Source organism: Streptomyces sp. Je 1-369 (assembly GCF_026810505.1).
GTDB lineage: Bacteria > Actinomycetota > Actinomycetes > Streptomycetales > Streptomycetaceae > Streptomyces.
Genome location: NZ_CP101750.1, coordinates 7,757,822 through 7,777,048, shown reverse-complemented (window position 1 = coordinate 7,777,048; position 19,227 = coordinate 7,757,822). Strand labels below are relative to the sequence as shown.

Sequence of the window (19,227 nt, the reverse complement as noted above, 5' to 3'; positions counted from 1 at the left end):
TGCCCGTGTGACCTGGGGTTTCCCCTGGCCGAACGCGCACCGAAACAATACCGCACTCCGACCGGTGATCGCTCACGCCTTTCCCGGGCCGGATGCGGGCACCGGCGTATACGAGCCGCCCCTACCCCGCCCGTATCGGGCTCGCGCGCGAGACCACCGGGGTGCCTCTGTGACCCGGATCACCGGCCACGGCCCTGCCCGGCCCGCGCACGCCGTTGTCGCGAAAGGGACGGGGACGGAGACGGGGACGAGGACGAGGACGAGAGTGCCGGACCCGACAGCGTGGGCCCGTCCGCGCGGACCAGGCCGCTGATCGCCGGGATCACGAGCAGGGCGATACAGACGCCCACCGTCATCGCCCCGCCCGTCAGCAGCACCGCTTCCGCGCCGAAGGCCGCCGCCGCGGGGCCCGCGAGGGCCTGGCCGACCGGCAGCAGGGCGAGGGAGCCCGCGACGTCGTAGGCGTGGATGCGGTTGAGGACGTCCGGCGGGACCTGCGTCTGGACGCTCGTCGCCCACATCACTCCCCAGAAAGAGACGCCCGCGCCCGCCACGGCCGCGCCCGCCGACATCAGCGGCACACTCAGCTGGGCGCCGACGGCCGCGGGGAAGGCGGCGTAGGCGACCAGGGCGATCGCACCGGCGCGGAGCATGCGGCGGGGGCGCAGCCGCAGGGCGAGGAGGCCGCCGAGGACGGTGCCCGCACCGAGGGCCGAGTTCACGAGGCCGTACGCGCCGGAACCGTGCTCCTGGACCACGAGGGTCGCCACCAGCGGCACGGTCGGGCCCGTGGTCGTGATCATCAGCACACCGAAGACGGCTATGACGCCCCACAGCCACGTGCGGGACCTGAACTCCCGCCAGCCCTGCACGAGGTCGGCACGGAAGCCGTCACTGTGGGGCCGCGATCCGGGACGGGCCGGTGGGAGTCGCAGCAGGAGGAGGCAGAGGGCGCTGAGTCCGTACGTCGCCGCGTGCGCGGCGAAGACGGCGCCCGGCGAGGCGAGGCCGACCAGGACACCTGCGGCGGCCGGGCCCGCGAGGGAAGCGGTCGACTCGGCCACGCGTATCGCGCCGTTCGCCTTCTGCACGTCGGCGGCGAGGCGCGGGACCGTGCTGGCGACGCCCGGCTGGAAGAGTGCGGCCGCCGCGCCGTTGACCGCGCCGATCGCGCAGATCTGCCAGAGGACGACGTGACCGGTGAAGAAGAACACCGCCGCGAGCGACTGGGTGCCGAGCCGGACGACATCCGCGCCGATCATCAGCAGCCGCGTGCTGAAGCGGTCCGCGAAGACCCCGCCGAAGATCACCAGGCCCGCGAAGCACACGGTCGTGGCGGCCATCGCGAGGCCGACCGCTCCGGCGCCGTGTCCGTGCCGCAGCAGACCGGCGGCCAGCGCGACCGGCAGCATCGTGTCGCCGAGCTTCGCCACGGCACGGGCCGCGAAGAACAGCCCGAAGTCGCGGGACCAGATGCCGCCGTCCCCCCTACCTCGTGCCCGCGTATGCGCCCCCGAGTCCTTCTGCACGTCCCCCACCCCTCTCCTCCCCTACGGCAACGGTGGGATCATGCCACCACGCCCAACTCGGGGTGCTCCTCCAGAAGTCGGGGCGGCGCGGCCTGGCGCCAGGAGTCGGCCAGGATGTCCGTGAGTTCGTCGGCGTCCAGGGCCGCGAGACGCACCCGCACCCACGCCGAGCCCGCCTCGTGAGCCGCGACCCAGAACTTGTCCGGCTCGGCGAGGACCAGTTCGTCGCGCTCGGCCTTCGGGCAGCGCACGGCGAAGGACGTCTCGTCGTCGGGAACCGTCACGAACATCTTTCCGGCGACCCGGAACGTGGGCATGCTCCACGCGACCTTCTCCACCGTCTCCGGCAGGGCGAGCGCGATGCGGCGCACGTCATCGGAGGTGACGCGGGCGCGGGATCTGGACTTCGACATGCGATGAACCGTAACCAACGCCACTGACAACCACCGGTCGACGACTCCGGCGCCTCAGAGCACCCGCTTGTCCAGCCACGCCGTCAGGTCCTCCTGGACCTCGTCGCGGTTGGTCTCGTTGAGGATCTCGTGGCGGGCGTCCGGATAGCCCTTCCAGGTGAGGTCCTCCGCGCCCGCATAGCGGAAGTCCTCCAGGAGTTCGTGCACGAGGGTCATGCGCTGGTTGCAGGGGTCCTGCTCGCCCACGGCGACGTGGATCGGCAGATCGGCGGGGATGCGCGCGATGTTGCGGGGATCGTTGATCTTCCGTACGGCGCGCACCCAGTCCAGCGAGAGGCCCGCGGAGAAGGCGAATCCGCAGCGTTCGTCGGCGGCATACGCGTCGACCTCGGACTCGTCCCGCGAGAGCCACTCGAAGCCGGTGCGGTGCTCGTACGGGTCGTTGAACGAGGCGAAGAGCTCGGAGACGTACGACGACCGCGCGGCGCGGCCGCCGTCCGCCACCTCGCGTTCCAGGCGGGCGATGGAACCCTCGATCTCGGCGCCGGGCAGCGAGCGGAACGTACCGGAGAGGATCACTCCGGCCAGTCCGTCGGCGTACTCCTGGGCGTAGTCCCGCGCGAGCATCGAGCCGAGGCTGTGCCCCAGGAGGAAGAACGGGGCGCCGGGGTACAGCGTGCGCACCTGGTCGCCGATGGCCTTCAAGTCGTCGACGATCGCCCGCCAGCTGTCGGCGTCGTCGGGGCCCGCCGTCTCGGAGGTCACTCCGTAGCCGCCGGTGGCCTGCGCGGTGGCGCCGTGGCCGCGGTGGTCGGAGGCGACCACTCCGTAGCCGTGCTCGGTCAGGTGGCGGGCGAAGCGGTCGTAGCGGAGGGCGTGTTCGGCGGCTCCGTGCGCGATCTGCACGTACGCACGGGGCCTGCCGTCGGCAGGCAGCCAGGTGTACGTGGCGACGGGCACGCCGTCCGCGGCGTTGAGCAGTCCCGCCGTGTAGGCGGGGGCGGCGGAGGTGGCGGTGACGGTGGCGGTGGCGGTGGTGTCATCGGCTCGGTCGGGCATCGCGCGGGCTCCCTGGTGCGTACGGTCGGTGGTCGGCGGGGTTCTCGCGTATACGGGTCGGCGGTCTTCGTGTATACGGTCGGCGGGCATCCTGCATACGGTCGGCGGTCAGCCTGCATACAGTCGACGGTCTGCACGAGTGCGGTCGACCGTCTCCCGGCCAGCCTCCCCCACACGCGGGACGTCATGCAGGGCCCACCCGGCCGGAACCCACCCGGCTCGTCCGACCCATTGACCCTCCGCGGAACCGGAACCTAACCTGATTCCCGCGCCGCGAAAGCGCTTTCTAAGCGAGCAGCGCCGCCTTCCGCACCGCGCACCGCGCACCGCGCACACGCAACTCACCGACACGCCCGCGACTCACCGCACACCCGGCAACCGGCAGCCGGCCATCAGCCAAGCCAGCCCAGCCCAGGGAGCGCCATGAGTTCCATGAGTCCCATGAGTTCCGTGGCTCCGAGGAGAGCGCCGCGAGGCGCGCCGAGAGCCCTGCTCGTCTTCGTCGCCCTGCTCGCGCTCGTCGTGGGTCTCGACATCGCGGCCCCGCCCCGCGCCGAGGCCGCGCCCGCCTTCCGTGTCCTGGTCTTCTCCAAGGTGACGAACTTCCCCCACGACTCGATCCCTGCGGGTGTGGAGGCGATCAGGAAGCTCGGCGGGGAGCACGGGTTCGAGGTCGAGGCCACCGACGACGCCGGGGCGTTCACCGACGCCAACCTGGCCCGTTTCCAGGCCGTCGTCTTCAACAACACGAACTCCACGCCCGAGAAGGGCGATCTGCTCGACGCGGGACAGCGTGCCGCGTTCCAGAAGTACGTCCGGGCGGGCGGCGGCTGGGTGGGGCTGCACGCGGCGTCGGCGAGCGAGCGCGACTGGAAGTGGTACGAGGGCCTGGTCGGGGCGATCTTCGACAAGCACCCCGCCGTCCAGAAGGGACGCGTCAAGGTGCTCGACCACGCGCACCCGTCCACCAAGGGGCTTCCGGAGCTCTGGGAGCGCGAGGAGGAGTGGTACAACTGGCGCACCAATCCGACCGGGAAGGTGCACACCCTCGCGCAGATCAAGGTGCGCGACGGCGTCTCGGGGCTCGACGAGGGCGCCGACCACCCGTGGTCCTGGTGCCAGAACTACGACGGCGGCCGCTCCTGGTACACGGCGGGCGGGCATGCCGCGTCGGCCTTCCAGGAAGAGGGGTTCCTCCGGCACGTCCTCGGCGGCATCCAGTGGGCCGCCGGTGACAGACCGGGCGACTGCACGGCCACCAAGACGGGTGCCTTCCAGCGCACTCCGCTGGCCACCGCCGACCTCGCCGACCCGTTCGAGCTGGCCGTCGCGCCCGACCGCCGGGTCTTCTTCGTCCAGCGCACCGGGAAGCTGAAGATCATCGATCAGGAGTCGCTCAAGGTCTCCACGGCGCTCGATCTCGCGTACACGCCGGAGATGACGAGCCAGTCGGACGGGCTGCTCGGTCTCGCGCTGGACCCACGGTTCAAGGACAACCACTGGCTGTATCTGCTGCACTCCGACAAGACGGAGAAGCGGATCAATCTCTCCCGTTTCACCGAGGCGGGTGGGAAGGTCGACGCGGCGTCGGAGAAGCGGCTGCTCACGATTCCGACGTGGCGCGGCGAGGGCCGGGCCAACTCGCACATGGCGGGGTCGATCGCCTTCGACAAGAAGGGTGATCTGTACGTCGCGACGGGCGACAACACCGATCCGTTCGCGTCGGACGGTTTCGCGCCGATCGACGAGCGCGAGGGGCGCCGCGCCTGGGACGCGCAGGGCACTTCCGGGAACACGAACGATCTGCGCGGCAAGGTTCTGCGGATCACGCCGAAGGACGACGGGACGTACGCCGTGCCGGAGGGGAACCTCTTCCCGCCCGGGACGGACAGGACGCGTCCCGAGGTGTATGCGATGGGGCTGCGCAACCCGTTCCGCATCACGACGGATCCGGTCAGCGGCGCCCTGCTGATGGCGGACTACGGACCCGACGCGAAGAAGGCGGTGGCGGGCCGCGGTCCCGAGGGGACGGTGGAGTTCGACCGGATCACCAAGGCCGGCAACTACGGATGGCCGTACTGCATCGGCGACAACACGCCGTTCCATGACTACGACTTCGCGACGAAGACGTCGAAGGCCGCGTTCGACTGCGCGAAGATCGTCAACGACTCGCCGAACAACACCGGCCTGCGCGAGCTGCCGCCCGCCCTGCCCGCGGACGTCTGGTACGCCTACTCCGAGTCCAAGGAGTTCCCCGAGCTCGGCACAGGTGGCGGCGGGCCGATGAGCGGTCCCGTGTACGACTACGACGCGGCGAACACGTACAAGACGAAGTTCCCCGAGTACTTCGAGGGGAAGTGGCTCGCGTACGAGCTGACCCGGCAGTGGTTCAAGGCCTTCTCGATCCAGGAGAAGGACCAGTCGTTCTCCGATCCGCGCTTCCCTCCGGCGAAGGCGGGCGATCTGCAGTCGATCAACTCCGTCTTCTCCGACATGAAGTGGAACCAGCCCTTCGATGCCGACTTCGGGCCCGACGGGGCGCTGTACGTGATCGACTTCGGGCTCGGCAGCGGCACGGGCCGCGGCGGCAGCAACGAGGGCTCCGGCATCTACCGCATCGACTACGTGGCGGACGGCCGCCTCCCGGACGCCCGGGTCAGCGCGACGCCCGACAACGGGAGTACGCCCCTCACCGTGAAGTTCTCCAGTGAGGGTTCGGGGCTGCCGGGCGGCACGCCGGTCACGTACGCCTGGGACTTCGACGGCGACGGCAGGACCGACTCGACCGAGGCCAACCCGACGCACAAGTACACCGAGAAGGGGCAGTTCACGGCCCGCCTGAAGGTGACCGGGCCCAAGGAGCTGAGCAATCTCGCGGTACGGGACATCACGGTCGGCAACACGCGGCCGGAGGTGACGATTCAGCAGCCGCCGAACGGCGGGACGTTCAGCTTCGGGGACACCATCCCGTTCAAGGTCGAGGTGACGGACCGCGAGGACGAGCGGATCGACTGCAAGCGGGTCGTCGTGCAGTCCCAGTTGGGCCACGACACGCATCTGCACCCGCTGGACAACTACACCGGCTGTGCGGGCGAGATCGTGACGGACGCGGGCGACAGCCACGGCCCGGGGCAGAACCTGTACTACGGCATCACTGCGCAGTACGAGGACAAGGGCGCGAGCGGTGTGCCCGCCCTGACGGGATCCGCTTCGCTGACGCTGCGGACGTCGTTCCGTGAGGCCGAGCACCGGACCGCCACGGGCGGCGCGCACGGCGGGGCCGACATCGGTGACCGCGCGGACGCGTCCGGCGGCAAGCGGCTCATCGAGATCGAGGACGGGGACTGGGTCTCCTTCGACCCGGTGCACCTCAAGGGCGTCGACTCGGTGACGGTCGGGGCGGCTTCGGGTGGTCTCGGCGGTGACGTCGAGTTCCGTGCCGGGTCCCCCACGGGTGAGCTGCTCGGCAAGGTGAGCGTGCCGAACACGGGAGGGTGGGGCAATTTCGTCTCGCCGACCACCGAACTGGCCCCTCACGACGGAACGACGAAGGTGTACGCCGTATTCACCAACCCGGAGTGGTCGTCCGAGAAGGCCGACCTGCTCACGGTCGACTGGCTGCACTTCAACGGCCCCGGGGTCGAGAAGAGGGCCGGGGCGAAGGTGACGGTCAAGGCCGCCCCGGGCAGCGGTCCCGCGCCGCTCGCCGTCAAGCTCACGAGCACGGTGCGGCTCCCGGCAGGCCGTACCGCGGCCTCGTACCACTGGGACTTCGGCGACAACTCCAAGCCCGGCGGCACGGAGAGCGGCAGCGCGGAGCACACGTACGCGCGCGTGGGGACGTATACGGCGCATCTGACCGTCACCGACGACAAGGGCGACACGACGACCGGCGCCGTCCGCGTCACCGCTGAGCGAGCACGCCCATGAGAGGGGTAGGACGGCCATGACCGGATGTGCGGGCGCGTCTATCGTCGACGGCGTCGCCAGACGTGCCTTTCTCCGTACGTGCGTCGGTACGTCGCTGGGACTCGCGGCAGCCGCTGGCGGGGCGCTGCCCGCGCGGGCGGCGGAGCGGGCGTACAAGCGGCGCCTTCCGCGCGGCGGCATCGGCATGCACCTGTACACGATGCGCGACGCCCTGGCGCGGGACTTCGCGGGCACCCTGGAGCGGCTCTCCGACATCGGCTACGCGACCGTGGGGGTGAGCGGCCGCCACGGGTACGACGCCGTGGCCATCCGGCGGATGCTCGACGCCGTGGGGCTGCGTGCGGTCCTTGAGCACGTCGCCTATCCCACGCTCACCGGCCCCGGGCTCCCCCAGGCTCTCGATGACCTGCACGCCCTGGGCGCGAAGTGGCCCGTCGTGCCGAGCCTGCCGGGTGCGCTGCACACGCCGGACGGGTTCCGGGAGGCGGCGCGGCAGTTCAACTGGATCGGGCGCGCCTCGCGCGAGGCGGGGCTCGGCCCCGTGCTGTTCCACAACCACGGTTCGGACCATGTGGTGGTCGGCGGAACGAACCTGTACGACGTCCTGGTCACCGAGACCGATCCCGAGCTGGTCGGCTTCGAGCTGGACGTGTACTGGGCCGTGAAGGGCGGCGCCGACCCCGCGACGTACTTCCGGCGCCATCCGCGGAGGTTCCCCGCGCTGCACGTGAAGGACATGGCACCGGACGGCGGGTTCGCCGACGTCGGTTCGGGGACGCTCGACTTCGCCGCGATGTTCGCCCACGCGCGCGTGGGGGGTGTTCGGCAGTGGCTGGTCGAGCACGACTCCCCCGCGGACCCGTTCGCGACGGCGCGGAACAGTTACGCGTATCTGGCGGCGCTGCGCTACTGACGCGCCGCCCGCTCCGGCTCGGCGTCGGTCAACCGGCGCCGGGCCGCCGTGCCGAGACGCTTGTAGAAGAGGGTCGTCGCGTGGAGGGCGCCCGAGGGGTCCGCCGCGTAGTCGGGGATGGTTCCGGCCTCGGTCCAGCCGGCCCTGCGGTAGACGGTCTCGGCCGGGCTGCCGGTCTCGGTGTCCAGGACGAGGAGCGTGACGCCCGCTTGCGTCACCGCGTGTTCCGCGGTGGTCAGGAGGGCGCGGGCGAGGCCTTGTCCGCGGGCGTCGGGGTGCACCATCAGCTTGGCGAGCTCAGCGCGGTGACGCCCGTTGGGCTTGTCGGTGAAGGCGACGCTGACGGTGCCCGTGACCCGCGAGTCGCCCCGCTCCCCGTCCCGCGCCACCCAGACGGCGAGCCGCCCCGCCTCGACGTCCGGCCCGAGCCCCCGCCACCAGCCACTCGCCGCGGCCCGGTCCAGACCCGCGAGGAAACCCAGCGAGTTCCCGCCCCGCACCGTGTCGGCCAACAGGTCTCCGAGCTGCCCCGCGACGGCGCGAAGCCCGGCGGCGGTGAGGCGTTCGAGGCGCAGGCCGTGGGTCACGGCTTCACCACCACGAGTGCGTACCGCACCGCCTCCTCGCCCGCGCAGCGGAACCGGGACGCGCCCCACAGTCGGAAGCGCAGGCAGTCGCCGGTGCGCAAGGTGTGCGGCTCGCCCTGGACCGTGACCTCCAGGGCCCCTTCGAGCACCCAGATGTGCTGTTCGAGGCCGGGTACGGGCGGGCGGTCGTAGGCGATGTCGGCGCCCGGCTGCAGCCTGCCCTCGACCAGTTCGCCGCGCATCCCGGTGCGGGGCGGCGAGACGGCCCAGCGCATGAAGCCCGCCTCGTCGTCCGCCCAGACCGCCTGGTCGACGGCGCGCACCAGCTGGGCGGGCTCCGCCTCCACTTCACTGAGGAGCTGCGACATGGTCCGTTCGTAGACCGCGCAGAGACGGTTCAGCAGGGCTGCGGTGGGGCTGATCTCCGCGCGTTCGGCGCGGGACAGGGTGGAGCGGCTGATCCCGCTGAGCTCGGCCAGCTCGCCGAGGGACCAGCCGCGTTCGGCGCGCAACTCGGAGAGACGGGCGGCGAGGCGCGCGTCGACTCCCTCTCCATCGTGTTCCATATCCGGGACGCTATCCCGAATTCGGGACGGCAACAAGGTAAATGAGGTCCCGACACGGCCCGCTGCGAGGTGGCCTCGCTACGCGACTCAGTCGTGCGCCGACACCGCCCCGAGCAGTTCCCTGACCCGCCCGGTCGCCGCGCGGAACTCCGACGAGGCAAGGGTCTCCGCGTACCCCCGCTCCTGCGGCAGGCCGACCTCGATGACCTCCGTCACCGTGCCCGGGCGCGGGCTCATCACCACGACGCGGTCCGCCAGGTACACGGCCTCCGCGATCGAGTGCGTCACCAGGAGCACCGTGGTGCGGGTCTCGCGCCAGATGCGGTTCAGCTCGACGTTCAGCTGCTCCCGCGTCAGCGCGTCGAGTGCGCCGAACGGTTCGTCCATGAGCAGTACGGGCGGCTCGTGCAGCAGCGCACGGCACAGCGCCACCCGCTGCTGCATGCCGCCGGACAGCTCGTGCGGGTACGCGTCCTCGAAGCCGTCGAGCCCGGTCATGCGGATCAGATCGTCGGCACGCGCGCGTGCCCGTTCCGACGGGAGCCTGCGCATCTCCGCCTGAAGGAGGATGTTGCGGCGCGCCGAGCGCCAGTCGAGGAGGGCGGCGCGCTGGAACACGTACCCGATGTCGGGGCGCGGCCCCCGCACCCGTTCACCGCCGAGGAGCACCTCGCCCGACGACGGTGCGAGGAGTCCCGCGACCAGTTTGAGCAGCGTCGACTTGCCGCAGCCCGAGGGGCCGACGATCGCGACGAACTCGCCGGCGCCGATGTCGAGGGAGACGTCGCGCAACGCGGTGACGTCCTTCTTCTTCGTACGGAAGCGCACGGCGACGTCACCGATCCGCACGGCGGGTGCGGCCGCGCCCACGCCGGTGGCAGTGGCTCCTCCCGCGTCCGTCTCCGCACGTCCGCCGGGCTTTCTGAGCGTCGCGTCGTTGGGCATGGTCACCCCTTGATCCCGTTGGCCGAATCCCAGTACTCCGTCACGGACTTGGGGTCCTTGACCAGGCCCGCCTCCGAGAAGACCGCAATGGTCCGCTTCCAGTCCCCCTCGGTGTTGACCCCCGGCGCCTTGCCCTTCGTGGCGTCGGTGTGCAGCAGCGTCAGCGTCGTCTTGAACTGTTCCGACAGGACGTCCTTGGGCGGGAGTTGTTCGGAGGCGCCCTCCATCGCCGCGACCGCGGGGCCCGGCCGCTTCTCGGCCGCCGCCCACGCCTCGCTGACCGCCGCGGTCATCCGCTCGGCGAGATCGCCCCTGCCCTGGAGGGTCTTGCTGCCCGCGATGAGGCCGTTGGAGTAGAAGTTGAGGCCGTGTTCGGAGAAGCGGAGGTACGAGACGTCCTTCTCGGCCTTGTTCCGCATGGTGGGGCCCTGGTCGCTCGCGTAGCCGAGCAGGGCGTCGGTCTTGCCGGAGATCACGGCGGCGATCTTGCCCGCGGGGTCGGTGTTCTGGACCTTGACGTCGGAGACGTCCATGCCGTTCTTCTGGAGGAAGATCGGGAACGTCTTGGTGAGTGCGTCGCCCGCCGTGCCCGCGACCGTCTTGCCCTTGAGATCGGCGGGCGACGCGACGTCCTCGGCCGCGAAGGACTGCACGGACGCGGGCGTGGTCTGCAGGAACACCCCGAGGCTCTTCACGTCGACGCCCCGGTCGACACCGGCGAGAACGGCCGGCGTGTCCGCCCAGCCGAAGTCGGTCTGCCCGGCTCCCGTCGCCTGCACGGTCTTCTGGGAGCCCTGCCCCGCCCTGATCTCCAGGTCGATGCCGTGCTTCTCGAAGATCTTCTGCTTCTTGCCGTAGTAGAACGGCGCGTGCTCGCCGTACGGGTACCAGTTGAGCGTCAGGGTCGCCTTGTCCAGCTTCTTGCCGGAGGCGCTGGTGCTCGTCCGGTCGTCGTCACCGCAGGCCGTCGCGGTCGCCGCGACGAGCGCCAGGGGGACGAGGGCGGTGAGGAGTCTGCGCGCGTGCATGGGACGGCCCTTCTCGCGTACGGAGGACAGGGGAGGGAAAACGTCGGGCGGGGGTCAGTACGTGGTGGTCGCGCCCTGGTCCCTGCGGCTCGCGTGCCACGGGAGCAGCAGCTTCTCCGCGATCTCGACGAGCGCGAACAGGACCACGCCGATGAGCGACATGACCAGCAGGCCCGCGAAGAGCATCGGGGTGTCGAGGTTGCCGTTGGCCTGGAGGATCACATAGCCGAGGCCCTCGTTGGCGCCGACGAACTCGCCGACCACCGCACCCGTGACGGCGAGCGTGACGGCCACCTTCAGGCCGGAGAAGAGGTGCGGGAGCGACGCCGGAAAGCGGATCTTGAGGAAGGTCTGCCAGGGCCGCGCGCCCATCGTGGCGGAGAGCTGCAGCATCTCCGGGTCCACGGCCTTGAGTCCGGTGACCATCGAGATGACGACGGGGAAGAAGGCGATCAGGACCGCGATGAGGATCTTCGGGGCGATGCCGAAGCCGAGCCAGACGACGAACAGCGGGGCGATCGCGATCTTCGGTACGACCTGGGCGAAGAGCAGGATGGGGTAGAGGGTCTTCTCGACGGTGGTCGAGGCGACCATCAGGACGGCGGACAGGACGCCGACGGCCACGGCGATGACGAAGCCGATCAGGGTCTCGTACGTGGTGACCCAGCTGTGCTGCCACAGGTAGTCGGGCTTGTCGAGGATGACGTCGAGGGTGGCGCCGGGCGAGGGCACCAGGTAGGCCTCGACCATCTCGGTGGCGGCGACGACCCACCAGGCGGCGAAGCAGACGACGAGGAGCGCGAGGGGGCGCCAGCTCTTCTCGGCCACTTCGGCGGTACGGCGCCCGAAGCTCGGGCGTTCCCGTTCGGCAACCCCCGCCGCCCGCACGGGAGTTCTGGTCACAGCGCTCTGGCTCACGGTGAACTCCCCTGACATTCGGCGAACTTCGGAGGCAGTTGCGGAGAGCGAATGCGGAAGCAGCATCGATGTCAGAAAACGCTTGCAGAAAGCGCTTTCCGATAGGCCGTCCGCCACGCTAATGAGTGGCCGGCCGCAGGGTCAATAGGTCGGACCTGAGTTTCGCGGCGCGCGCCGTGGCCGTGGGGGTGCGGCGAGGGGCCGAGCGCGGGCTGCTCGTCATGCCGACGAGCACGTTCCGGGAGGAGGGCCGCGAGACCGCCTACCGCACGGCGCCGGCGGAGGCGGGCGGCGCGGTGGTGGTGGTGTTACGGGGGAAGCACCGGAAGGTGCGATGAAAAGCCGAAATCGGCCACGCCCGAAAAGGCGTGGCCGACGTGATTCGTAAATGGCCATGGTGCGGAGATGGCCACCGGTTTACCGAGTTATTGACTCCTATTTACCGGAGCCTTTGACTCGTCACAGGATTTCGATGTCCTTCACCTGCGGCGGACGGTGCGGGAAGGTGATGTCGGTCCACCGGTTGATGCGTACGGAGTCGCCATTGGCGTCGTAGTAGATCAGGTCGTTGTTGCCCGTGGAGATGCGGTCGACCCACCAGTTGCCGAAGCCGGTACGGCCCTTGTTGGCGTAGCAGTCCACGCTCGAGCGGCCGCCGCTGTGCGACCAGATCTTTAAGAAGTTCTCGCCGCCACGGCATTCGACGTGGTCGATGGCGAAGGCGTTGCCGCTGGGCATCACCACGGTGAACGCGGCGGCCGCAGCGATCGCCACGGTCGCGGAGCGGGCGACCCTCTTGGTTTTCGACAGCACAAGTACTCCCTGATTCCGGGCCCGTACATGGCCATTTGACGACCATTTCCGGGAAACGTTTTGCGCTTGCACGATGACGATCCTGTAGGACTCCTGTACATGGCAATCTTTGAAATGGCGCACGGCCGAAACGTGTCGCCCAATGTCCTGATCAATGCTATTCGGGTGATTTGATGCCCCAAAGGGCCAAGATTTCGGGCAGAGCGGACAAGGAAAGAGGGGCTCATATGGATCTGCAACTGACCGGAAAGACCGCGCTGGTGACGGGAGCGAGCCGCGGCATCGGTCTGGCCACCGTGACCGCGCTCCTCGCGGAAGGCGTGCGTGTCGTGGCGGCGGCCCGCACGATCACTCCGGAGCTCCGGGCCACGGGTGCGAGGGGCGTCGCCGTGGACCTGACCACGGCCGACGGGCCCGCCCGCCTCGTGGACCGGGCCCTGGCCGAGCTCGGCGGTCTTGACCTGCTCGTCAACAACGTCGGCGGCGGGGACGCGGACGCCAACTGGACGGGCGGCTTCCTCGACGTCACCGACCAACAGTGGTCGGACGCGTTCGACGTGAACTTCTTCGCCTCGGTCCGCACCGCGCGGGCCGCGCTGCCCCACCTCACCGAGGCCCGTGGCGCCATCGTCAACGTCTCGTCCACCAGCGCCCGTACGCCGCACGCCGGGCCGATCGCGTACAGCACCGCGAAAGCGGCCCTGACCGCGTTCGGCAAGGCTCTGGCCGAGGAGGTGGGGCCGCGGGGCGTGCGCGTCAACACGGTCTCGCCTGGTCCCGTCCGCACGGCCATGTGGGAGAGCCCCGACGGATACGGTGCACAGCTCGCCGCGTCCCTGGGAGTCCCCCACGCGCAGCTCCTGGACGGCCTGCCCGGCACCGCGGGCATGGTCACCGGGAGGCTCGTCGACCCCGGGGAAGTCGCCGCGCTCGTCGTCTACTTGGGTTCACCGCTCGCCGCGAGCATCACTGGAGCGGACCACATCATCGACGGCAACTCCGTCAAGGCGGTGTGACGGGCGGAGGGGACGCCGGGAGGGGGCGGAGGCCGCGCTCAGGCGGCCGCCTCCCCCAGCGCGTCGAGCACCGGACGGATCAGCGGATGGTCCTCCGCGCCGCACCGTACGGCCGCGAACACGCGACGCGTGGGGGCCACGCCTTCGACCGGGCGCACCACCGCCCCCGACACATCCATGCCGCGCAGCGCCGAGCGCGGTACGAGGGCGACTCCCGCGCCTGCCGATGCGAGAGCGACAACTGCCCGGAAGTCGTCCGACCAATGTTCCAACAGAGGCTGGAAACCGGCCTGTTCGCAGGCAAGGACGACCACGTCGTGGCAGGGGTTGCCGGCGAAGGGGCCGATCCACGCGTCCTTGGCGAGCTCGGCGAGAGCCACCCGTTCCGCGTCCGCGAGCCGGTGGCCCAGCGGGAGCACCGCGTCGAAGGGCTCGGCGTAGAGGGGGACGCGGGTGAGCCGCGGGTCGTCCGCGCCCGGCGCGCCCCGGTACTCGACGGCGACGGCCACGTCGACCTGCCGGTCCAGGACCATCGGCAGGCTCGCGTCGCCCTCCGCGTCCTGGACGCGGACCCGGATGCCGGGGGCGGAGTCCGCGAGGCGGGCCAGGGCGGGGGCGACTACCAGGCCGATGCCGGTGGCGAAGGCGGCGACGGTCACGGTCCCCGCCTCACCGGAGCTGTACGCGGCGAGCTCGGCCTCCGCACGCTCCAGCTGGGCCAGCACCGCGTTGGTGTGCGTCAGCAGGATCTCGCCGGCCGCGGTGAGCCGCACGCCCCGCGCCGAGCGCTCGACGAGCCGGTGCCCGGTCTCCTGCTCCAGGGCGGCGAGCTGCTGGGAGACCGCGGACGGGGTGAGGTAGAGCGCGGCGGCAGCGGCCGTGACCGTGCGGTGGTCGGCCACCGCCCGGAGGATGTGCAGCCGCCGCGCTTCGATCATGCGCCGATTCTCCCAAACGGGGGGCTACCGGCGCACGACGGGGCCTGGACGGGGGTGGCCCTGGCGGGAGCGGGTGGCCCTGGCTGGGGCCGGAGCGCGGGCCCTGGCCGGAGCCGGAACACGTCAGGCCTGCCCGGACTCCCGCTCCAGCTCGGCCCGCGCAGCGACGAACGCGTCGACCGCGCGGTTCACGTCCTCCGTGGAGTGTGCGGCGGACAGCTGGACGCGGATGCGGGCCTTGCCCTGCGGTACCACCGGGTAGGAGAAGCCGATCACGTAGACGCCGCGTTCCAGGAGCAGCTCGGCCATGCGGCCGGCCACCGCCGCGTCGCCGATCATGACCGGCGCGATGGCGTGGTCGCCGGGCAGGACGTCGAAGCCCTCGTCGGTCATCCGGGAGCGGAACAGGGCCGTGTTCGCGGCGAGGTGTTCGCGCAGGTCGCCCGCCGACTCCAGGAGGTCGAGGACCTTCAGGGAGGCCGCGGCGATGACCGGGGCGAGGGTGTTGGAGAAGAGGTACGGGCGCGAGCGCTGGCGCAGCAGGGCGACGATCTCGGCGCGGGCGGCCACGTAGCCGCCGGAGGCACCGCCGAGGGCCTTGCCCAGGGTGCCGGTGATGATGTCGACGCGGTCCATGACTCCGTGCAGCTCGGGCGTGCCGCGACCGCCGGGGCCGACGAAGCCGACGGCGTGCGAGTCGTCGACCATGACCATGGCGTCGTAGCGGTCGGCGAGGTCGCAGATCTCCGCCAGCGGGGCGACGTAGCCGTCCATGGAGAAGACGCCGTCGGTGACGACCAGCTTGCGGCGGGCGCCGCCCTCCGTCGCCTCCTTCAGCTGCTGCTCCAGGTCCGCGAGGTCACGGTTGGCGTAGCGGAAGCGGCGGGCCTTGGAGAGGCGGATGCCGTCGATGATCGACGCGTGGTTGAGGGCGTCGGAGATCACCGCGTCCTCGGCGCCGAGCAGCGTCTCGAAGACGCCTCCGTTGGCGTCGAAGCAGGAGGAGTAGAGGATCGTGTCCTCTTGGCCGAGGAACGCGGACAGGCGCGCCTCCAGCTCCTTGTGCACCTCCTGCGTGCCGCAGATGAAGCGGACGGAGGCCATGCCGTAGCCCCAGCGGTCGAGCGCCTCGTGGGCGGCGGCGACGACGTCGGGATGGTCGGCGAGGCCGAGGTAGTTGTTCGCGCAGAAGTTGAGGACCTCACCGGGGCGGCCGCCCGAGGTCACGGCGACCGTCGCGGACTGCGGCGTGCCGATGACGCGCTCGGGCTTGTGCAGACCGGCGGCGCGGATCTCGTCGAGGGTGGCCTGGAGGTCTTCGCGTACGGAGTCGAACATGCGGGATTCCTTCGGGAGTTCGGGGTGGAGAGCGGAGGGCCGGGGCGGGCGACGGCCGTCAGGCCGTCAGGCCGTCAGGCCGTCAGGCCGTCCAGTCGAGGATTACCTTGCCGCCGCGGCCGCTCGCCGCGTCGTCGAACGCGGCCTCGAAGTCGCGGTGGCCGTACCGTCCGGTGATGACCGGGGCCAGGTCGAGGCCGCCTTCGAGCAGCACCGACATCGCGTACCAGGTCTCGAACATCTCCCGGCCGTAGATGCCCTTGATGGTGATCATCGAGGTGACGATCCGCGACCAGTCGACGGCGAACTCCTCGGCGGGCAGGCCGAGCATGGCGATCTTGCCGCCGTGGGTCATGTTGGCGACCATGTCGCGCATGGCGCGCGCATTGCCGGACATCTCCAGGCCGACGTCGAAGCCCTCGCGCAGGCCGAGCTCACGCTGTCCTTCGGCGATCGTCGACTGCGCCACGTTGAGGGCGAGGCTGACGCCGACCTTGCGGGCGAGCTCCAGGCGCTCCTCGCTGACGTCGGTGACCACGACGTTGCGGGCGCCGGCGTGCCGCGCGACGGCCGCCGCCATCAGGCCGATCGGTCCGGCCCCGGTGATCAGCACGTCCTCGCCGACCAGCGGGAAGGACAGGGCCGTGTGCACGGCGTTGCCGAAGGGGTCGAAGATCGCGGCCACGTCGAGGTCCACGGGGACGCGGTGTACCCATACGTTCGACGCGGGCAGCGCCACGTACTCGGCGAAGGCGCCGTCCCTGCCGACCCCGAGGCCGACCGTGGCGCGGCACAGGTGCCGCCGTCCGGCCAGACAGTTGCGGCACTTGCCGCAGACCAGGTGGCCCTCGCCGCTGACCCGGTCGCCGATCTTGATGTCGGCGACGTCGCGGCCGGTCTCCACGACCTCGCCGACGAACTCGTGCCCGACCACCAGCGGTGCGGATATCGCCTGCTGTGCCCAGCCGTCCCACGCCCTGATGTGCAGGTCCGTCCCGCAGATCCCGGTGCGGAGCACCTTGATCAGCACGTCACCGTGGCCGATGACCGGCTCCGGTACGTCCTTGAGGCTGAGACCCGGCTCCGCCTTCTCCTTGACCAGCGCCTTCAACGCCACGGCTCCCGTCGTACGTCGCTTCTTCCCCCGACGACACAGGAATCTTCCCTACGGCGGCGCCCCGGTCCATCGAGGATTTCTTAAGCGCCGCCGCAGCTTTCCTTCAGACCCTGGGGTTCAGCGGGTCCGACCACGCTCGGAACAGGGGGTCAGATTCCGCCCTCCTCCCGCCGATGGATCTGCTCGACCAGCTCCCCGGCCATGCGTTTGATCGTGTCGAGTCCCGCCGTGCCCCAGCGTCGCGGCTCGACGTCGACGACGCAGACCGTGCCGAGGACCGTCGCCGTGCGGTCGATCAGCGGTGCGCCCAGGTAGGAGCGGATGCCCGTCTCGTCGACCACGGGGTTGCCCGCGAAGCGCGGAAAGTCGCGGACGTCCTCCAGGACGAGGGCTCTGCGGCGCACGACCACGTGCGGGCAGTACCCGTGGTCGCGGGTCATGTAGCGGCCGGCCGCACGCTCGGGGTGCCCCGGGGCGTGCAGTCCTGCGAAGAACTGTCCGTTCTCGTCGAGGAAGTTGACCATGGCGTACGGCGCGCCGGTCATGTCGGCGAGGCGGTCCGCGAAGGCGTCGAAGGCCGGTTCGGGGTACTGCCCGATCCCGAGCCCGCGCAGCCTCCGCACCCGTGCGGGCGCCTCGTTGTCCACCGGCGTGAGCAGGAGGCGCCCGGTCGGGTCATGCATCACGTGTGGGCTCCGTAGCTGGCCGCCGGGGCGTGGTTGAGGAGGTGCTTGACGAGGATGAGGAGGGTCTGGATGCCGGAGCTGGAGATCCGTGCGTCGCAGCGCACGACGGGTACCTGCGGGTCGAGGTCGATCGCGGAACGCACCTCGTCGGGTTCGTAGCGGTAGGCGCCGTCGAATTCGTTGATCGCCACGATGAAGCCCATGCCGCGCTGCTCGAAGAAGTCCACGGCGGCGAAGCAGTCCTCCAAGCGCCGTGTGTCGGCGAGCACCACCGCGCCGAGCGCCCCTTCGGAGAGCTCGTCCCACATGAACCAGAAGCGCTCCTGTCCTGGCGTCCCGAAGAGGTACAGCACGTGTTCCGGGTCGAGTGTGATCCTTCCGAAATCCATGGCGACCGTCGTCGTGGTCTTGTTCTCCACGCCCGACAGGTCGTCGGTGCCCTCGCTGACCGTGGTCAGCAGCTCCTCGGTGCTGAGCGGCGCGATCTCGCTGACCGCACCGACGAAGGTCGTCTTGCCGACCCCGAAGCCACCCGCGACGAGGATCTTCAGTGCGGTGGGGAAGGGGTCAGAGCTGTCGTCGTAATCCATCGAGCACTGCCTCCAACAGGGACCGGTCAGTGGGGTTGTGGTAGAAGTCCGGGGCCTTCTGGGTGAGGGCCCCGCAGTCGAGGAGATCCGAGAGGATCACTTTGGCCACGACCGCGGGCAGTTTCAGCTGGGCCGCGATCTCGGCGACGGAGGTGGGCTCCTCGCACAGCCCGAGGACGGTGGAATGTTCGGGCCCGAGGTAGCCGAGCGGTGTGGCGCCTGTCGCCATCACCAGGGACAGCAGGTCGAGTTGGCTGCTCGGTCTCGTCCGTCCGTTGCTGACGGTGTAGGGGCGGACCAGCCGCCCCGCGGCGTCGTCGAGCCAGGGCCCGTCGTGCGGGGCCGCCATCCTCAGCGCCTCATTTGCGCGGGTTCGCCGACGGGTTGCCGGGGGGCGGTGATCAGGTACGGCCGCACGCTCTTGACCAGCATCGCCATCTCGTACCCGAGGACGGCGGCGTCCGCGTCGCGCCCTGCGAGCACCGCCAGACAGGTGCCCGAGCCCGCGGTGGAGACGAACAGCAGGGTCGAGTCCAGTTCCACGACGACCTGGCGGACATCACCGCCGTCGCCGAAACGGATGCCAGCGCTGCGCCCCAGGGAGTAGAGGCCAGAGGCGAGGGCGGCCATGTGGTCGGCGCTGTCCGGGTCGAGGCCGTGCACCGACTTCACGAGTCCGTCGGAGGAGAGCAGGACCGCGCTGTGCGTGTGCGGCACGCGCTGCACGAGGCCGCTCATCAGCCAGTCGAGATCGGATACATGGCCGGTCGGCGCATCGCTCGCCATGGTGGATCGACTCCTTGAGGTACGGACGTACGTAGGTCTGCGCGTGCAGAGGTGG

The 19,227-nt window shown here is 70.5% G+C and carries 20 protein-coding genes; 4 read left to right on the top strand and 16 right to left on the bottom strand.

What is annotated here, in order from left to right:
* Positions 1-179: 179 nt before the first annotated feature.
* From NOO62_RS34730 to NOO62_RS34720, 3 genes are read right to left on the bottom strand one after another with little or no spacing between them, the layout of a single operon-like run.
* Positions 180-1,529: an MFS transporter gene (locus tag NOO62_RS34730; RefSeq protein WP_268774754.1), complete on the bottom strand. Its 1,350-nt coding sequence runs from the start codon at positions 1,527-1,529 to the stop codon at positions 180-182.
* A 38-nt stretch (positions 1,530-1,567) separates the two neighbouring features.
* Complete coding sequence (locus NOO62_RS34725) at positions 1,568-1,942, bottom strand: MmcQ/YjbR family DNA-binding protein (RefSeq protein WP_268774753.1); 375 nt, start codon at positions 1,940-1,942, stop codon at positions 1,568-1,570.
* Between the two features lie 54 nt (positions 1,943-1,996).
* Complete coding sequence (locus NOO62_RS34720; protein ID WP_268774752.1) at positions 1,997-3,001, bottom strand: alpha/beta fold hydrolase; 1,005 nt, start codon at positions 2,999-3,001, stop codon at positions 1,997-1,999.
* Between the two features lie 441 nt (positions 3,002-3,442).
* Here NOO62_RS34720 and NOO62_RS34715 point away from each other — a divergent pair, with 441 nt between their 5' ends.
* Positions 3,443-6,931 (top strand): ThuA domain-containing protein, encoded by a 3,489-nt coding sequence (locus NOO62_RS34715; RefSeq protein ID WP_268774751.1) that lies wholly within the window; start codon positions 3,443-3,445, stop codon positions 6,929-6,931.
* 16 nt (positions 6,932-6,947) lie between these two features.
* Positions 6,948-7,844 carry a sugar phosphate isomerase/epimerase family protein gene (locus NOO62_RS34710; RefSeq protein WP_268774750.1) on the top strand — a complete coding sequence of 299 codons (897 nt, stop codon included), beginning with the start codon at positions 6,948-6,950 and terminating at the stop codon, positions 7,842-7,844.
* Here the strand turns inward: NOO62_RS34710 and NOO62_RS34705 are convergent.
* The 5 genes from NOO62_RS34705 to NOO62_RS34685 all read right to left on the bottom strand — a co-directional run bounded on the left by NOO62_RS34705 (position 7,838) and on the right by NOO62_RS34685 (position 11,888).
* Positions 7,838-8,419 carry a GNAT family N-acetyltransferase gene (locus tag NOO62_RS34705; RefSeq protein ID WP_268775927.1) on the bottom strand — a complete coding sequence of 194 codons (582 nt, stop codon included), beginning with the start codon at positions 8,417-8,419 and terminating at the stop codon, positions 7,838-7,840. The genes NOO62_RS34710 and NOO62_RS34705 overlap by 7 nt on opposite strands.
* 8 nt (positions 8,420-8,427) lie before the next feature.
* Entirely contained in the window at positions 8,428-8,997 is a 570-nt protein-coding gene (locus tag NOO62_RS34700; protein ID WP_268774749.1) for a helix-turn-helix domain-containing protein, read from the bottom strand.
* An 87-nt stretch (positions 8,998-9,084) separates the two neighbouring features.
* Complete coding sequence (locus tag NOO62_RS34695) at positions 9,085-9,942, bottom strand: ABC transporter ATP-binding protein (RefSeq protein WP_268774748.1); 858 nt, start codon at positions 9,940-9,942, stop codon at positions 9,085-9,087.
* Positions 9,943-9,944: 2 nt separating this feature from the next.
* Positions 9,945-10,970, bottom strand: coding sequence for an ABC transporter substrate-binding protein (locus tag NOO62_RS34690; RefSeq protein WP_268774747.1), 1,026 nt, complete (start codon positions 10,968-10,970; stop codon positions 9,945-9,947).
* A 54-nt stretch (positions 10,971-11,024) separates the two neighbouring features.
* On the bottom strand, positions 11,025-11,888 hold the full coding sequence (locus NOO62_RS34685; protein ID WP_268774745.1) for an ABC transporter permease: 864 nt from the start codon (positions 11,886-11,888) through the stop codon (positions 11,025-11,027).
* A gap of 125 nt (positions 11,889-12,013) precedes the next feature.
* Between NOO62_RS34685 and NOO62_RS34680 the strand changes: the two genes are divergently transcribed.
* A complete protein-coding gene (locus NOO62_RS34680) occupies positions 12,014-12,226 on the top strand; it encodes a hypothetical protein (protein WP_268774743.1) in 213 nt (70 codons plus the stop codon).
* Between the two features lie 121 nt (positions 12,227-12,347).
* Here NOO62_RS34680 and NOO62_RS34675 read toward each other — a convergent pair whose 3' ends face one another.
* The gene (locus NOO62_RS34675; RefSeq protein WP_268774742.1) at positions 12,348-12,701 is read right to left on the bottom strand and encodes a beta/gamma crystallin domain-containing protein; all 354 of its coding nucleotides are present in this window, start codon (positions 12,699-12,701) and stop codon (positions 12,348-12,350) included.
* A 227-nt stretch (positions 12,702-12,928) separates the two neighbouring features.
* Between NOO62_RS34675 and NOO62_RS34670 the strand changes: the two genes are divergently transcribed.
* Entirely contained in the window at positions 12,929-13,717 is a 789-nt protein-coding gene (locus NOO62_RS34670) for an SDR family NAD(P)-dependent oxidoreductase (RefSeq protein ID WP_268774741.1), read from the top strand.
* 38 nt (positions 13,718-13,755) lie between these two features.
* On the opposite strand, the gene NOO62_RS34665 is transcribed toward NOO62_RS34670, so the two are convergent.
* The 7 genes from NOO62_RS34665 to NOO62_RS34635 all read right to left on the bottom strand — a co-directional run bounded on the left by NOO62_RS34665 (position 13,756) and on the right by NOO62_RS34635 (position 19,172).
* Complete coding sequence (locus NOO62_RS34665) at positions 13,756-14,655, bottom strand: LysR family transcriptional regulator (RefSeq protein WP_268774740.1); 900 nt, start codon at positions 14,653-14,655, stop codon at positions 13,756-13,758.
* A 123-nt stretch (positions 14,656-14,778) separates the two neighbouring features.
* On the bottom strand, positions 14,779-15,993 hold the full coding sequence (locus tag NOO62_RS34660) for a glycine C-acetyltransferase (RefSeq protein ID WP_268774739.1): 1,215 nt from the start codon (positions 15,991-15,993) through the stop codon (positions 14,779-14,781).
* Between the two features lie 82 nt (positions 15,994-16,075).
* Complete coding sequence (gene tdh / locus NOO62_RS34655; RefSeq protein ID WP_268775926.1) at positions 16,076-17,104, bottom strand: L-threonine 3-dehydrogenase; 1,029 nt, start codon at positions 17,102-17,104, stop codon at positions 16,076-16,078.
* A gap of 155 nt (positions 17,105-17,259) precedes the next feature.
* Positions 17,260-17,796, bottom strand: coding sequence for a GAF domain-containing protein (locus NOO62_RS34650; RefSeq protein WP_268774738.1), 537 nt, complete (start codon positions 17,794-17,796; stop codon positions 17,260-17,262).
* The gene (locus tag NOO62_RS34645) at positions 17,793-18,386 is read right to left on the bottom strand and encodes a GTP-binding protein (protein WP_150174653.1); all 594 of its coding nucleotides are present in this window, start codon (positions 18,384-18,386) and stop codon (positions 17,793-17,795) included. Before NOO62_RS34645 ends, NOO62_RS34650 begins: the two co-directional genes overlap by 4 nt.
* On the bottom strand, positions 18,364-18,735 hold the full coding sequence (locus tag NOO62_RS34640; RefSeq protein WP_268774737.1) for a DUF742 domain-containing protein: 372 nt from the start codon (positions 18,733-18,735) through the stop codon (positions 18,364-18,366). Before NOO62_RS34640 ends, NOO62_RS34645 begins: the two co-directional genes overlap by 23 nt.
* Before the next feature lie 2 nt (positions 18,736-18,737).
* Positions 18,738-19,172 (bottom strand): roadblock/LC7 domain-containing protein, encoded by a 435-nt coding sequence (locus NOO62_RS34635; protein ID WP_268774736.1) that lies wholly within the window; start codon positions 19,170-19,172, stop codon positions 18,738-18,740.
* Between the last annotated feature and the right edge of the window lie 55 nt (positions 19,173-19,227).

Excerpts from the sequence above, each read along its gene's own strand:
- NOO62_RS34670 (WP_268774741.1), top strand. The coding sequence starts at position 12,929 with ATGGATCTGCAACTGACCGGAAAGACCGCGCTGGTGACGGGAGCGAGC.
- NOO62_RS34645 (WP_150174653.1), bottom strand. The coding sequence starts at position 18,386 with ATGGATTACGACGACAGCTCTGACCCCTTCCCCACCGCACTGAAGATC.
- NOO62_RS34665 (WP_268774740.1), bottom strand. The coding sequence starts at position 14,655 with ATGATCGAAGCGCGGCGGCTGCACATCCTCCGGGCGGTGGCCGACCAC.
- NOO62_RS34640 (WP_268774737.1), bottom strand. The coding sequence starts at position 18,735 with ATGGCGGCCCCGCACGACGGGCCCTGGCTCGACGACGCCGCGGGGCGG.
- NOO62_RS34635 (WP_268774736.1), bottom strand. The coding sequence starts at position 19,172 with ATGGCGAGCGATGCGCCGACCGGCCATGTATCCGATCTCGACTGGCTG.
- NOO62_RS34710 (WP_268774750.1), top strand. The coding sequence starts at position 6,948 with ATGACCGGATGTGCGGGCGCGTCTATCGTCGACGGCGTCGCCAGACGT.
- NOO62_RS34700 (WP_268774749.1), bottom strand. The coding sequence starts at position 8,997 with ATGGAACACGATGGAGAGGGAGTCGACGCGCGCCTCGCCGCCCGTCTC.
- NOO62_RS34690 (WP_268774747.1), bottom strand. The coding sequence starts at position 10,970 with ATGCACGCGCGCAGACTCCTCACCGCCCTCGTCCCCCTGGCGCTCGTC.
- NOO62_RS34660 (WP_268774739.1), bottom strand. The coding sequence starts at position 15,993 with ATGTTCGACTCCGTACGCGAAGACCTCCAGGCCACCCTCGACGAGATC.
- NOO62_RS34695 (WP_268774748.1), bottom strand. The coding sequence starts at position 9,942 with ATGCCCAACGACGCGACGCTCAGAAAGCCCGGCGGACGTGCGGAGACG.
- NOO62_RS34720 (WP_268774752.1), bottom strand. The coding sequence starts at position 3,001 with ATGCCCGACCGAGCCGATGACACCACCGCCACCGCCACCGTCACCGCC.
- NOO62_RS34725 (WP_268774753.1), bottom strand. The coding sequence starts at position 1,942 with ATGTCGAAGTCCAGATCCCGCGCCCGCGTCACCTCCGATGACGTGCGC.
- NOO62_RS34715 (WP_268774751.1), top strand. The coding sequence starts at position 3,443 with ATGAGTTCCGTGGCTCCGAGGAGAGCGCCGCGAGGCGCGCCGAGAGCC.